We start from the raw sequence: 14,433 nt of genomic DNA, 5'->3' as shown, positions 1-14,433 counted from the left end.
GATAAAAATGATTTCAGAAATATATGATGTGATCGTAGTAGGTGCAGGACACGCAGGATGTGAAGCAGCAGCAGCAGCAGCCAACCTGGGTTCAAAAACCCTATTGATTACAATGAATATGCAGACCATCGGACAGATGAGTTGCAACCCCGCAATGGGTGGAATCGCAAAAGGACAGATCGTAAGAGAGATTGATGCAATGGGAGGATATTCCGGAATTGTAGCAGACAAATCAGCAATACAATTCAAGATGCTGAATCTTTCAAAAGGTCCTGCCATGTGGTCCCCAAGAACCCAAAATGATAGAATGCTTTTCGCGGAAGAATGGCGACTTGCATTAGAGAATACTCCCAATCTTGATTTCTTTCAGGATATGGTGAAACAGCTAATTGTAGAGAACAATAAAGTAACCGGAGTCATCAGTTCTTTAGGAATTGAAATCAAAGGAAAATCTGTAGTTCTTACCAACGGAACTTTTCTTAACGGATTAATTCACGTTGGAGATAAACAATTAGGAGGAGGAAGAATGGGTGAACCTAGAGCGTTTGGTATTACCGAACAATTGGTCACTTTAGGTTTCGAAGCAGGAAGAATGAAGACGGGTACTCCACCAAGAGTAGACGGAAGAAGTTTGGATTATTCTAAAATGGAAGAACAGAAAGGAGATGAAAATCCTCAAAAGTTTAGCTATCTTGATACTCCGAAATTAACAAAACAATTAAGCTGCCATATTGTTTATACCAACGAAACGGTTCATGATATCCTTCGTGAAGGCTTCGATAGAAGTCCAATGTTTAATGGTACCATCCAAAGTTTAGGCCCAAGATACTGCCCAAGTATTGAAGATAAAATTAATCGTTTCGCAGAAAGAAACAGACACCAGCTTTTCGTAGAACCGGAAGGATGGAAAACTGTAGAGATCTATGTAAACGGATTTAGTTCTTCTCTTCCTGAGGATGTACAGATCAAAGCCATGAGACATATTCCAGGATTTGAAAATGTAAAAGTTTTCCGCCCAGGTTATGCTATTGAATATGACTACTTCCCTCCTACCCAATTGAAGCATACCCTGGAAACAAAATTAATTGACAATTTATATTTCGCAGGACAGATCAATGGAACCACAGGATACGAAGAAGCGGCAGGCCAAGGTTTAATCGCCGGAATCAACGCACACAATAAAGTTCATGAGAAAGGAGACTTTATCCTTAATAGAGATGAAGCCTATATTGGAGTATTGATAGATGACCTGATTACAAAGGGAACTGAAGAACCTTACAGAATGTTTACTTCACGTGCAGAATACAGACTTCTTTTAAGACAAGATAACGCTGATATCAGGTTAACTGAAAAAGCTTATAACCTAGGACTTGCAAAAGAGGAAAGATTAAGAAAAGTAGAAGCTAAAATAACTGACAGTCAATCACTTGAAGAATTCCTTAAAGAAACTTCTTTAAAACCAGGTGTTATCAACCCTATTTTAGAATCTGTAGAAAGTAATCCTGTAGACCAAGCCTATAGAGCAGCTCAAATTCTTACAAGACCCAACATTACATTAGAAAAATTAGATGAAATTGATTTCATTAAAGAAATTTCTAGTCAATATAATGATGAAGTAAGAGAGCAAGCACAAATTAATATCAAGTATAGAGGCTATATTGAGAAAGAAAAGGAAAATGTGGCTAAACTTAATCGTTTAGAAAATATTAAAATTCCTGAAGACTTTGATTATATGAAGCTTTCAAGCCTTTCTGCAGAAGCAAAACAGAAGATGTCCAACGTTCGTCCCAAGACTATTGCACAAGCAGGAAGAATAAGCGGGGTTTCTCCGGCTGATATTAACGTTTTATTAGTGTATTTAGGACGTTAAAAAAGAAATGTTTCACGTGAAACATTAAAATAAATAAAGCAGAAATTAAGGTATTTATGAGCCTGCAATATATCTCTAAATATCTTAATTTTTTAAATATAACAGATAGCGAATTCAATGAAAATAAAAGATCATTTTCTTTCACAGGAAATATTTGAAATTAAGGAAACAGAAACGAAAGGAGTATATAAAACCTCCCCTATCCCATCCAATATTTCCAAATACTACGAAAGCGAAGATTATATTTCCCATCATCAGGATTCCGGAAGCTTGAAAGAAAAGCTTTACAAATTTCTTCAGTCTTTCAATTTACAATACAAAAAAAATATTCTTGTTGACAGAATTAAAAAGGGATCAAAAGTACTAGACTATGGATGTGGCGCAGGAGAATTTGTAAGATATATAGAGAATGATTTTGAAACATTCGGTTTTGAACCCGATGCAGATGCAAGAAATGCTGCACAAGGAAAAATAGCAAAGGCAAAAATTCTGGATGATATCAATAAAATTGAGGAAAACAGTTTAGATGCTATTACGCTTTGGCATGTATTTGAACACATCGAGAATCAGGATGAAATGCTCAATGCTTTTCACGGGAAATTAAAAGAAAAAGGACTTCTTATTATTGCAGTACCCAATCCTACTTCTTACGATGCAAAACATTACAAGGAATATTGGGCAGCCTATGACGTCCCAAGACACGTCTACCATTTTTCAAAAAATGGAATGGAAAATTTGATTTCAAAAAAATCAGACTGGAAAATGAGAAAGATAAAACCATTGGTCCTGGATTCCTATTATATCTCCATGCTCAGCGAAAAATATAAAAAATCACCTCTATTTTGGCTAAAAGCTACAATCTACGGAACGATTTCGAACATAAAAGCCCTTTTTTCGAGCGAATTTTCAAGTTTGATATATATTATCGAAAAAAGATAGAAAATCGATTTTTAAGCCGTTTCTGAAAGCCAAATTTCAGTATTTTCATCAAAAAATATAAAAAACTCAGGATAATTACTCCTGAGTTTTTATTTTTATAAAAGAATGCATCACAGATTTATTTAAAAATTTATTCATAAAAATTCAAAATAGAAAATTAGATTTCTAAATAATCAAATTTTGCATTTCCACTCCTACTCTATTTTCACATGAAAAATATTTAGTACTTTTTAGATCGGGATAAATTTAGAAAATAAACAATTATTCAAAAAATCAAAAAAACAATTTCAAAAGAAAAAAAACACATAGAAACTATCATTTCAAGCTTTATTTCTTATTGAGCATACAAATACTCGGAAATATTTAGTTTTTTGACTTTTAAAGCATTTATGAATATCAATTTTCAAGCTCAAAAAAATAAAGACCGGAATAATTCCGGCCCTGGTTTTATAAGTTAACAATCAAGTTACTAACTAAATTTGGATTTCCTGAAAAAATGGTTGATGTCATGTTATCAACTTTAAATTTCACATCCGAAGTTCCTCCGGCACCAAAAGTATGGGCATTGAAGAAAAGTTCAGGAAATGGATAAGTTGGCTGAATTGTGTACATCCCCCCTACCCTCTTGTGGCTACTTGAAAGTACAGGACTAATAAAAGCTGATGCCCCACCATTAATACTAGGTACAGGTGTACTGACTAGGGACAGAACATACTTAGCTTTATTGGATGGATCAGCCAAGAATACTGAAGAAGGTGTAAACTCAACTTTTGGCTGGTTTGAAATATAAATATTATCTCTTACTGTTGTAGATTGAATAATATCACTGTTGATCTCAATTAAGTTCTCCATAGAGCTATTATCAAGAACAGTAGAATTGTTAGCAATTAAACAATAATTTAATTTTCTCGCCTCAATTGTAACTAATTTAGATGAAGAAGTAAAATTATTACCTGAAATTTTAATAAATGAGTATTCACTTAAAACAGGATTAAGTTCGTCATGATCTAAATCAAATGAAATTCCTAAAGAATGTCCAATAAAATGATTATCACATATTTCTAATGATTCAACATTACTAGCAATACCAGCAGCATATCTGGAATAATTACCGTTAGTATACAAAATATGAGAAACATTATTACGAACCGTAATCCTTTTACAATCGCCACCTTTTCCTTGAATAATAAAGAGGCATTGAGTTCCATTATACCACATATCCTTTCCTGGAACATGTATATGTTTAATGTTATTTGAAGAAATTAATAAGTTTGATACACTTGCTTTCGAATTTGGCCATATATACACTCCACCACTCGTAACCTCTGCAATATTATCTGAAATTGAAATATCTGAAACACTTCCTTTTTCACCAATATTCCCTACTACAAAATTCATTCTCAAATAGTTGTATATTTTATTATTTGAGAATGATGCATTGCTGCCATGAATCTCACATGCACATCCAACTAATTTCATCTGTTCATTCCCTATAAATATATTATTGTGAACAGTTAAAAAATTAGCATTTCCGTAGATTGTAGAATGGTCATAGTTAGATTCTTCATGACTTTTAGTTAACTCCTCAAAAATACAATTTTGAATTATAAATTTATTGCCATTTTCAGCCCAACCAGTTCCAATACAATTACTTAGATCTCCATTTACCCAATGTAGCCCATCTATAAGAACATTAGTACAATTACCTCCTTCAAAACCAAATCTTCTAATAATGCGATTTCTATCTTTTCCTCTAATCTGTGACAAATTTCCATTGAAGTCGATTGTTCCCTTTCCTTTAAGTGTAATATTGGATATAGGTGTTAACATATTCGATTCTTCATGATTAAAACCTGAAAATAAAACAAAATTTTTATTATCAAAATAAGTTCCCAATTGAATGACACTGTATTCTTCAAACTCAATATCCAAATTAGATTTAAGCTCAAGGATATTACTATGTGCCCCTCTTAATTTAATATCGTCAGTATATGAATTAATAAGAAAATAACCGTTTGGAAAAACAAGCTTTAACCTGAGTTCTGAGCAAATATTAATCGCTTTTTGTACAGAAGATCTTTGATCAAAACGTAAATCCGATACTACTCCAAAAGTTGTAACATAAACTCTTTTTGAAGAAAAAACTACCGTGTTTACATAGTATTCACTACCCCTTGATCGATAAATAATCTCATCACTCAATACTCTGGGATCATTCACACCAAGAGCTTGCCCATCAATCCAAGTACTTACTTTTCTAAAGTTAACATTCTCTCCTGTAAAACTGTCAATTAGCTGTACAAGATCATCATTAGGAGCTGTATTTCCTACTGCGAAAAATTCATTTGTATACATCATAATATTTTAATTTGATACTGCAAATGTATTTCCTGCCAGCGTCAAAACTTGACGTATAAAAAATATTCAGAAAGAAAAAAAGATTTAATTTTTACTCCTAAAAAAAAATAGAATTCTATTCAAAATTTGAAATTAAAATGATCATTTTTCGTATTAAAAAGCTTGTTATAATATAACTTTCTATCAATGAATCAAGTATATTTAGTATAACCTAAGGTTATATCTAAAAATGATAAAAACCATGATCAATTCAGGATTTCTCAATAGAATTTCAAGCATAAAAAAGCCTGCTAATATAATTAGCAGGCTTTAAAATATAGATCTTAATTTCTTATTTAATTGTTGATAGCAGCTACTCCAGGAAGCTCAAGTCCCTCAAGACTTTCAAGCATTGCTCCACCTCCGGTAGAAACATAGCTTACTTTATCAGCATATCCAAACTGCTTAACAAAAGCAACACTGTCTCCTCCTCCAACTAAAGAGAAAGCACCTAATCTTGTAGCTTCAGCAATACTGTCACCAAGTGCAACAGTTCCTCCAGCAAAATGTGACATTTCAAAAACTCCAATTGGACCATTCCAAAGAATTGTTCTTGAATTTAATAATACATCATTAAACTGATCTCTTGATTTGTGGCCTGCATCCAATCCCATCCATCCTTCGGGAATTGCATAAATATCTGCTTCTTTTCTTTCAACATCATTACTGAAACTTTCAGCGATGATGGCATCAGAAGGAAGATAAATCTTAACTTTATGTTCTTTTGCTTTACCTAAGATTTCAAGAGCTAAAGGAATCTTATCTTCTTCTACTAATGAATTTCCAATTTTACCTCCCAGAGCCTTAATAAATGTGAAAGCCATTCCACCTCCAATAATCAAATTATCTACTGCCGGAAGAATGTTTTCTATAATGGTAATCTTAGTTGAAACCTTAGATCCACCTAAGATTGCAGTGATAGGTTTCTCACCACTTTTCAAAACTTTATCGATTGCTTGAAGTTCTTTAGCCATCAGTAAACCGAAGAATTTAGTTGAATTAAAGAATTTCGCAATTACAGCTGTTGAAGCATGAGCCCTGTGTGCTGTTCCGAAAGCATCATTTACATAAGCATCCCCCAATTTAGAAAGCTGCTCAGCAAAACCTTCATCACCTTTCTCCTCTTCATTGTGAAAACGTACATTTTCCAATAATAGAATTTCACCAGGCTTAAGCTCAGAAGCTGCTTTTTCAGCCTTTTCCCCAATACACTCATCAACGAACTTCACTTCCTGACCAAGAACACTGGAAACTTCCCCTAGGATGTGCTTTAGAGAAAACTCATCCTTAACCTCTCCTTTTGGTCTTCCAAGGTGTGTCATTAAGATAACAGAGCCGCCATCTTTAAGGATTTTCTCTACCGTTGGCTTCACTGCAACAATTCTGGTATTGTCAGTTACCTTCAGCTGGTCATCCTGTGGAACATTGAAATCAACTCTTACAAGAGCTTTCTTATCTTTAAAATTGAAGTCGTTAATTGTTTTCATTTTTATATTTAGATTTATTTTTTTCTAAGATCGCCTGGAACCGCCAACTCAGCTGTAACAGCTTTTCAGCAAATTTCGGCAGAGGCAATTCCATAAATTTCTTTGGATTTTCGTTTCACAAATGTAAGGTTTTAAACTTTTTCAACAGATTGATTAAAATAAAAGTTTTCAAAAACTTTCCCCGAACCCAATCACCCATTAATCAACATTTCTTCTCTCTTTAAAAAAAAGAATAATGTAGTTGTTGTTGTGTATTGTTAGTATCGGGGATAAGTTTTTAGCTAAAAATTGATAATATTCAACTGGTATCCAATTCATATTTAACTCACAATGTAAATAGCTATAAACCTGCATATTCAGACACTTATTCACAATTGTTGATAACTTTGTCAAGAAATCATTATTAGTTATTTTATTATGGAGAAATCTGGGGATAGCTTGAGAAAAGATCTGGAAAGTTGTGGTGAAAACTTTCGGAAGGATTTTCTATTACGAAATAAATTTATCTTTAAAAATAGAAAGTTGAAAAAAGTTTTCCACAGTTATTAACATACCTTTTCACAATTAACTCACGGTTTACTAACACGAATTGTTATTATTCTTACCTTTGTAAGGAAATAAAATCTAAAAAAGCTTAATAAGAGTATTATGAAAAGAAAAATTGCTATCGCAGCGGACCATGCAGGCTATGAATATAAGGAGATTGTTAAGAACTACCTTTCAGAACAATTTGAAGTTCAGGATTTTGGAACGTTCTCCACAAACAGTGTGGATTATCCAGACTTTGTTCACCCTGCTGCAACCTCTGTGGAAAACGGAGAAAATGAGCTTGGAATTTTGATCTGTGGAAGCGGAAATGGCGTTCAGATCACTGCTAACAAACATCAGAAGATTAGATGCGCGCTTTGCTGGATGCCGGAGATTGCAACATTGGCAAGACTGCATAATGATGCGAATATGATTTCCATGCCGGCAAGGTTTATATCAAAGGAACTGGCAATTGAAATTGTAGATAAATTTCTTTCTACAGATTTCGAAGGTGGAAGACACCAAAACAGGGTTGATAAAATTGCTGTTTGCTAAATATACTAGGGCTTGTAATTTGAATTACAGGCCTTATTTATTTTTTATTCGTACATTTGCAGTGTTCAATAGAAGTTATACTCTATTCTTCTCCAGAACCTTTATAATATTAAAACATATTAAATAGAAGGTTTTTCTCTTTTCTTCTCGATATTTGTATTAAATTTATACAAAACTAAAGCTTCCGTTATTAAGTAGATTTAGAAAAATAAGGTTGAATTAAACATTAAGGTTTGATGAAAAAAAGAATATCTGTAGTATTGTTTTTTGTGGCTTGCTGTTTCCAGGCTTATTAAATAATAGTGAAGAATTCTTAAAAAAGTGTAGAATCATTTTCACAACAAAGCTCACCCGAATGGATGAATTTGAAATATGAAAATGTTATATATTAAGTAAAGAATAGAATATTGAAAAGTTACCATTGATAATACTTATATTCGATCAGAATATGGTCATGATTTATAATCAATGAAAGAGGGTAACTGAAATGTTTACCAATAGAGATGGTAACTTATCTCATATTAAATTCAATCTTTAAAAAAGATTGGCTTCTGACTTAGGGAGGAAGTAAAAAACGAATTAAAAAAGAAAATTAAATGTCAAAAAAAAGAAAATATATAAGTCATAAAAATGATTTGAAACTCATGGAAATCGGAAGATTGATCCTACGTTTCATGAATGCAAATGCATCAAAAATTTATAATTATAAGCAGATTTCGGACGGAATAGAATACAAGAATCCAAGACAAAGAGAACTTGTGATCCAGGCTTTGCATAAACTTCAGGGCTCTGAAAAGATCAAGGAAGTGGAAAAAGGAAAGTATATCGTAAACATGAAAATTGCAGGAACATTAACTGGGATTATTGATTTTAACCAGAGCGGAAATGCTTACGTAAATGTTGAGGGAATGGAAAACGACGTCTTCATTCACGCTAAAAATGTAAAGGATGCTTTACAGGGAGATAAGGTTCTTATTATAACTTATCATTATAAAGGAAAAAAATTGGAAGGCTCTGTTTTGGAAGTTTTGGAAAGAACAAGAACGGAGTTTGTAGGAACTTTTCAAAAGGTTGCTCACAAGGATTTCGGGTTTGTAGTTTGTGATAAAAAATCTATCAATACAGATATCTTTATTCCAAAAGATAAGTTCAATAATGTTGAAGATGGAGACAAGGTAATTGTGAAGATGACGGAATGGAAACCGGGAGATAAAAATCCTGAAGGTGAAATCCTACAGGTATTGGGTGCTCCGGGGGAACATGAAACAGAGATCCACTCTATTCTTGCAGAATATGGTTTACCATATGAGTTTCCACCAGAGGTAGAGGCTGATGCAGATAAGATTGACAGAAGCATTACTGATGATGAAGTGGCAAAGCGTTGGGATATGCGTGACATATGCACATTTACCATTGACCCTAAGGATGCGAAGGACTTTGATGATGCCTTATCCATGAGAAAACTAGAAAACGGAAACTGGGAAATTGGTGTTCACATTGCCGATGTATCTCATTATGTGGTTCCGGGAACGATCTTGGATGATGAAGCATATAAGAGAGCTACTTCAGTTTACCTTGTAGACAGAGTTGTTCCCATGCTACCGGAAGTATTGAGTAATGATGTTTGCTCTCTTCGTCCAAACGAAGATAAATATACATTCTCTGCAGTTTTTGAATTGAATGATGAGGCTGAGATTCAAAAACAATGGTTTGGAAGAACAGTGATTCACTCAGACAGAAGATTTACCTATGAGGAAGCTCAGGAGCGTATTGAAACTGGTGAGGGAGATCTGGCTGAAGAAATCAATACCCTTGATAAACTTGCTAAGATCATGCGTAATGAACGTATCAGAAAAGGTGCAATTACATTTGACAGAAGCGAGGTAAGATTCAATCTGGATGAAAATAATGAACCAATTGGGGTTTATTTTAAAATAAGCAAGGATTCCAATCACCTGATCGAGGAATTTATGCTTTTAGCCAATAAAAAAGTATCTGAGTTTGTATCCCTAACAAAGAAAAGAGAGATCACTAATAATACATTTATTTATAGAGTTCACGATGATCCGGATCCAGCGAAACTGGAAGCTTTAAGAGACTTTGTTTCCACATTCGGATATAAAATGGACCTTGCCAATACCAAGAAAGTTGCAGAATCTTTGAATAAACTTCTTCATGATGTAAAAGGAAAAGGCGAAGAAAATATGATTGAAACACTGGCGATGAGAAGTATGAGTAAAGCCGTGTATTCTACAGAACCAATAGGTCACTATGGGTTAGGTTTTGAGTACTATAGCCACTTCACCTCTCCTATCCGTCGTTATCCGGATTTATTGGCACATCGTCTTCTTCAGCATTATCTGGATGGAGGGAAATCTCCGGCTAAGCCTGAATTGGAAGAAAAAGCTAAGCATTGTAGTGCTATGGAAAGACTGGCAGCAGATGCTGAGAGAGATTCCATTAAGTATATGCAGGTTAAATTTATGGAAAAACATCTTGGTGAAACTTTCACAGGAGTAATTTCCGGTGTTGCTGAATTTGGATTCTGGGTAGAAATTCCTGAAAATGGTGCTGAAGGTTTGATCAAATTAAGAGACTTAGTGGATGATTCTTATACGTATGATGCAAAAACCCATGCTGTATACGGAAACAGACACGGAAATAGGTATCAATTAGGAGATCAGGTTCAAATTAAGGTTGTAAAGGCTAATTTGATTCAAAAGCAATTGGACTTTAAGGTGGTTAACTAGTATCAATAATCAAGATATAACAATAAAATGAGATTGTTCCCTAATAGGAATGATCTCTTTTATTTTTAGGACCTATTAAAAATCATAAAAGTGAGTTTTTAGTTGCTTGTGTATACTTTGGTGACTTCCCTATTTCCCATCTATAGCTTATTTTCTTAGAAAAATCTTTTTCCCGACTCGTGTCAAATACAATTGATATATCACAACTTTATTGAATAATTAAATCATAAAGTATAACTTTGTATAAAACGGAATGAATTTTTTCATTTTAAAATATATTAAATGCTTGAACTTGTACTATCTGCCGTCATATTAGGATTCATGCTGAGTCTGGTTTTTATAGGACCTATTTTCTTCCTGCTCATAGAAACCAGCTTCTCCAGAGGCCCAAAGCATGCCTTATCATTGGATCTTGGCGTTATTACTGCAGATTTATTATGTATTGTAGCTGCATATTATGCCAGTACGGATATTGTAACTTTAATTGACAAGCATCCCGGGTTCTATAGAATTACTTCCATACTTATTTTTGTTTATGGTATTGTAATGCTCGTCACAAAGACCAAAATGCATATGCCTGGTGAAGAAAGAATCATTGGTCAAAACTATTTTAAGACCTTTTTTAATGGCTTTTTCTTTAATCTTTTAAATGTTGGCGTGATCCTTTTCTGGCTGGTAACGGTAATTTCCGTAAGGAATCAATATCCGGACACCAGCAGTTTTATTTTATACATAGGAATAGTACTAGCGACCTATCTTTCTATTGACCTCGCTAAAATATTTCTCGCCAAGCAGTTTCACGATAAATTGACACAAAAACTGGCCAACCAGATCAGAAGAGTTGTTGGCTGTATTCTTATTATATTCAGTTTCTTTATTTTCCTACAAAGCTTCAAGAAGTTTAATCAGTTTGAAAGACAATTGGAAGAAGCAGAGAAAAAAGAAGTAAAATATCAAAAAACAAAATGAAAAAAATAATCTTTCCAAAACCTCTTAAAAAAGGGGCAAAAATAGCTGTTATCTCCCCTGCCGGAGCCGTAGATGCCTCTCAACTTGAAAAGGGCATAAAATTGATTAAAAGTAAAGGATTTGAACCTGTTTTAGGAGAACATCTTTACACAAAATTTGCCAACGGCTACAATTATGCAGGAACAGAAAAGGAAAGAATAAAAGATATCAACTGGGCCTTAAATGATAAGGAAATTGGAGCAATCTGGGCTTCCAGAGGCGGTTATGGATGCCAGCATCTCATTCAGCATCTGAAGTTGAAAAATTTCACAGAAAATCCAAAATGGTATATCGGTTATTCCGATAATACTGTTATCCAAAGTTATCTATTGAAAAAAGGTTTTGCCTCCATTCATGGGCAGACCATTAAAACATCAAGCTTCGGAGTTACCGAAGAAAGCTATGATTTAATTTTTGATATTTTAAAAGGGAAAACGCCTGATTATAGCCTAAAATCTCATCAATTAAATACAAAAGGTATTATTGAGGGAGAATTGGTTGGAGGGAATTTAGCTCTTGTTTACGCCCTTTTAGGAACCAAATACTCATTTGACTTCAAAGATAAAATTTTGTTCATTGAAGATATCGGAGAAAACTTTTATGCGCTGGATCGTATGATCATGAGCTTGGAGCTGGCGGGTGTCTTCAAAAAAATCAAAGGACTTATTATCGGTGGAATGACCAATATGGGTGATGAAAAAGAGAACAAAAGCTATGAAGAAAGCTTTGACGAATTTGCCTATAAACTGATCTCCGAGAGAATTTCAAAATATAAATTCCCTGTAGTATTAGCATTCCCAAATGGCCACATAAAGGACAACAGACCCCTTATTATCGGAGGAAAAGTTAAGATGAAAGTGCATACTAAGGTGAAGATTGAATTCTAGATAGTAGCACTCTCCCACTCTGATATACTTAAATAAAAGATATGGCTGATCATAATGACTTTGGAAAAATAGCAGAGGATATGGCTGCTGATTATCTTCAAAAAAGTGGCTATAAAGTTATAGCCAGAAATTTCAGGTTTCAGAAAGCTGAGATTGATATTATTGCTGAAAAAAATGATTTAATAATCATTGTTGAAGTCAAGGCCAGATCTACGGACGCATTTATGCTGCCTCAGGAAGCTGTTACCAAAACCAAGATCAAATCAATTGTTTCTGCAGCCAATCACTATATGGAAGAATTTGATAAAGATAACGAAGTAAGATTTGATATTATCTCCGTTCTTCCCGATGAAAAAAGAAACTTAATTATTGACCATATACCCGATGCTTTTCAGGCGTTGGATGCAAATTAGTAAATCAATAAAATAATGTGTGAATGTATCAATATCATACCATGAGTAAAGTTCTATATTCATACATGTAATAAACAATTTTATGAAGACAATATTAATCACAGGTGCCACTTCCGGAATAGGTAAATCCACAGCAGAACTTCTGGCAAAACAAGGAAACAGAATCATCATTTGCGGAAGAAGAGATGAAGTACTTAAATCTTTAGATACTGAGCTTTCTCAATATACCGAAATATTTAGTTTAAGGTTTGATGTAAGGAATCTTGAGGAGGTTGAAAGCGCGATCAATTCTCTTCCTGAAGAATGGAAAGACATTGATGTTCTGATCAATAATGCAGGGAATGCTCATGGGCTTGATCCGCTCTCTTCAGGAAAGACTGATGACTGGGATTCTATGATCGATGGAAATGTAAAAGGATTATTGTATGTTTCCAAAATGATCATTCCATCTATGAAAACTAAAAATTTAGGTCATATTGTGAATATTAGTTCTGTAGCAGCAAGACAAACCTATGCCAATGGAGTAGTGTATTGTGCTACCAAAAAAGCGGTAGATGTTATTTCAGAAGGAATGAGACTGGAACTTACCGAATTTGGAATCAAGGTGACCAATATTCAGCCGGGAGCAGTTGAGACAGATTTCTCATTAATCAGGTTCAAGGGAGATAATGAAAAGGCTGCTAACGTGTATGCCGGCTATGATGCACTGAAAGCTGAGGATATTGCAGATGCCATTGCTTATTGTGTAAATGCTCCAAAACATGTTACTATTGCAGATATGACTATTTATCCAAGTGCACAGGCTGAACCAAGAACAATCTATAGAAAGTAGTCTCAAAATAATGGAGTAAATTTGCAGAATATTAAAAGCGATTTTGCAATTTTGCAATTTTGCAGTTTAGCTTAAAATGATACAATGAAAATCCTATATCTCGAAACATCATCTAAAAACTGTTCAGTAGCTGTATCCGACGACGATAAACTACTGTGTCTCTGCGAAGAGGTTTCTGAAAACTATAAACAATCTGAAAGTCTTCATACCTATGTAGAATGGGCATTGGAAGGGGCTGGAATTTCACTTAAAGACATTGAAGCCGTTTCTCTGGGAAAAGGACCAGGGTCTTATACAGGCCTTAGAATTGGTGCAGCCTCTGCAAAGGGGTTCTGCTACGGACTGAAAGTTCCTTTTATTGCCATAAATTCTCTTGAAAGCATGATAGAGCCATTTTTAGGACATAACTATGACTTTATAGTGCCTTTGATTGATGCAAGGAGAATGGAGGTTTATACGGCCGTTTATGACGGTTCTACGGGAAAAGAAGTCTCCGCTACCGAGGCGAAAATCTTAGATGAGACCTCTTTTGAAGAATTCAGGGATAAAAAAGTAATATTTGTAGGAGATGGAGCAAAGAAAGCTAAAGATATTTTAAATCTTCCTGATGCAGATTTTAACGAGAATATCTATCCATCTGCACAATACCTTATCAAAAAGACGCTGGAAAAGATAAACAACAAGGAGTTTGAAGATATGGCTTATTTTGAGCCTTTCTATCTCAAGGATTTCCATGGGGTAAAGAAAAAGAAAAGCGAAGAGTAAAT

General features: G+C 34.1%; 11 protein-coding genes. 9 read left to right on the top strand and 2 right to left on the bottom strand.

Features of this window, described 5'->3' with window-relative positions:
* Positions 1 to 7 precede the first annotated feature (7 nt).
* Together mnmG and EG359_RS14555 are read left to right on the top strand one after the other, a co-directional pair.
* Complete coding sequence (gene mnmG / locus EG359_RS14560) at positions 8 to 1,870, top strand: tRNA uridine-5-carboxymethylaminomethyl(34) synthesis enzyme MnmG (RefSeq protein ID WP_076352885.1); 1,863 nt, start codon at positions 8 to 10, stop codon at positions 1,868 to 1,870.
* Between the two features lie 117 nt (positions 1,871 to 1,987).
* Entirely contained in the window at positions 1,988 to 2,809 is an 822-nt protein-coding gene (locus EG359_RS14555) for a class I SAM-dependent methyltransferase (protein WP_076352884.1), read from the top strand.
* A 447-nt stretch (positions 2,810 to 3,256) separates the two neighbouring features.
* Here the strand turns inward: EG359_RS14555 and EG359_RS14550 are convergent, their stop codons facing one another.
* Both EG359_RS14550 and EG359_RS14545 read right to left on the bottom strand, forming a co-directional pair.
* The gene (locus EG359_RS14550) at positions 3,257 to 5,167 is read right to left on the bottom strand and encodes a glycoside hydrolase family protein (RefSeq protein WP_123867404.1); all 1,911 of its coding nucleotides are present in this window, start codon (positions 5,165 to 5,167) and stop codon (positions 3,257 to 3,259) included.
* A gap of 335 nt (positions 5,168 to 5,502) precedes the next feature.
* Complete coding sequence (locus EG359_RS14545) at positions 5,503 to 6,693, bottom strand: phosphoglycerate kinase (protein ID WP_076352882.1); 1,191 nt, start codon at positions 6,691 to 6,693, stop codon at positions 5,503 to 5,505.
* A gap of 648 nt (positions 6,694 to 7,341) precedes the next feature.
* Here EG359_RS14545 and rpiB point away from each other — a divergent pair.
* From rpiB to tsaB, 7 genes are all read left to right on the top strand, one after another.
* Complete coding sequence (rpiB, locus tag EG359_RS14540; RefSeq protein ID WP_076352881.1) at positions 7,342 to 7,776, top strand: ribose 5-phosphate isomerase B; 435 nt, start codon at positions 7,342 to 7,344, stop codon at positions 7,774 to 7,776.
* Between the two features lie 596 nt (positions 7,777 to 8,372).
* Complete coding sequence (rnr, locus tag EG359_RS14535) at positions 8,373 to 10,526, top strand: ribonuclease R (RefSeq protein ID WP_076352880.1); 2,154 nt, start codon at positions 8,373 to 8,375, stop codon at positions 10,524 to 10,526.
* Positions 10,527 to 10,808: 282 nt separating this feature from the next.
* Positions 10,809 to 11,495: a LysE family translocator gene (locus EG359_RS14530; RefSeq protein WP_076352879.1), complete on the top strand. Its 687-nt coding sequence runs from the start codon at positions 10,809 to 10,811 to the stop codon at positions 11,493 to 11,495.
* Positions 11,492 to 12,421, top strand: coding sequence for a S66 peptidase family protein (locus EG359_RS14525; RefSeq protein ID WP_076352878.1), 930 nt, complete (start codon positions 11,492 to 11,494; stop codon positions 12,419 to 12,421). The genes EG359_RS14530 and EG359_RS14525 overlap by 4 nt, the downstream gene beginning before the upstream one ends.
* 41 nt (positions 12,422 to 12,462) lie before the next feature.
* Positions 12,463 to 12,834, top strand: coding sequence for a YraN family protein (locus tag EG359_RS14520; protein WP_076352877.1), 372 nt, complete (start codon positions 12,463 to 12,465; stop codon positions 12,832 to 12,834).
* A gap of 82 nt (positions 12,835 to 12,916) precedes the next feature.
* The gene (locus EG359_RS14515; protein ID WP_076352876.1) at positions 12,917 to 13,666 is read left to right on the top strand and encodes an SDR family NAD(P)-dependent oxidoreductase; all 750 of its coding nucleotides are present in this window, start codon (positions 12,917 to 12,919) and stop codon (positions 13,664 to 13,666) included.
* A gap of 84 nt (positions 13,667 to 13,750) precedes the next feature.
* On the top strand, positions 13,751 to 14,431 hold the full coding sequence (gene tsaB, locus EG359_RS14510; protein ID WP_076352875.1) for a tRNA (adenosine(37)-N6)-threonylcarbamoyltransferase complex dimerization subunit type 1 TsaB: 681 nt from the start codon (positions 13,751 to 13,753) through the stop codon (positions 14,429 to 14,431).
* Positions 14,432 to 14,433 lie beyond the last annotated feature (2 nt).

Origin of the sequence: Chryseobacterium joostei, from assembly GCF_003815775.1 — a bacterium.
Taxonomy (GTDB): domain Bacteria; phylum Bacteroidota; class Bacteroidia; order Flavobacteriales; family Weeksellaceae; genus Chryseobacterium; species Chryseobacterium joostei.
This window is presented reverse-complemented; position numbering and strand designations above follow the sequence as displayed.

Bases quoted from the DNA above. Each gene is read 5' to 3' on its own strand.
- mnmG (WP_076352885.1), top strand. From the start codon at position 8: ATGATTTCAGAAATATATGATGTGATCGTAGTAGGTGCAGGACACGCA.
- EG359_RS14555 (WP_076352884.1), top strand. From the start codon at position 1,988: ATGAAAATAAAAGATCATTTTCTTTCACAGGAAATATTTGAAATTAAG.
- EG359_RS14550 (WP_123867404.1), bottom strand. From the start codon at position 5,167: ATGATGTATACAAATGAATTTTTCGCAGTAGGAAATACAGCTCCTAAT.
- EG359_RS14545 (WP_076352882.1), bottom strand. From the start codon at position 6,693: ATGAAAACAATTAACGACTTCAATTTTAAAGATAAGAAAGCTCTTGTA.
- rpiB (WP_076352881.1), top strand. From the start codon at position 7,342: ATGAAAAGAAAAATTGCTATCGCAGCGGACCATGCAGGCTATGAATAT.
- rnr (WP_076352880.1), top strand. From the start codon at position 8,373: ATGTCAAAAAAAAGAAAATATATAAGTCATAAAAATGATTTGAAACTC.
- EG359_RS14530 (WP_076352879.1), top strand. From the start codon at position 10,809: ATGCTTGAACTTGTACTATCTGCCGTCATATTAGGATTCATGCTGAGT.
- EG359_RS14525 (WP_076352878.1), top strand. From the start codon at position 11,492: ATGAAAAAAATAATCTTTCCAAAACCTCTTAAAAAAGGGGCAAAAATA.
- EG359_RS14520 (WP_076352877.1), top strand. From the start codon at position 12,463: ATGGCTGATCATAATGACTTTGGAAAAATAGCAGAGGATATGGCTGCT.
- EG359_RS14515 (WP_076352876.1), top strand. From the start codon at position 12,917: ATGAAGACAATATTAATCACAGGTGCCACTTCCGGAATAGGTAAATCC.
- tsaB (WP_076352875.1), top strand. From the start codon at position 13,751: ATGAAAATCCTATATCTCGAAACATCATCTAAAAACTGTTCAGTAGCT.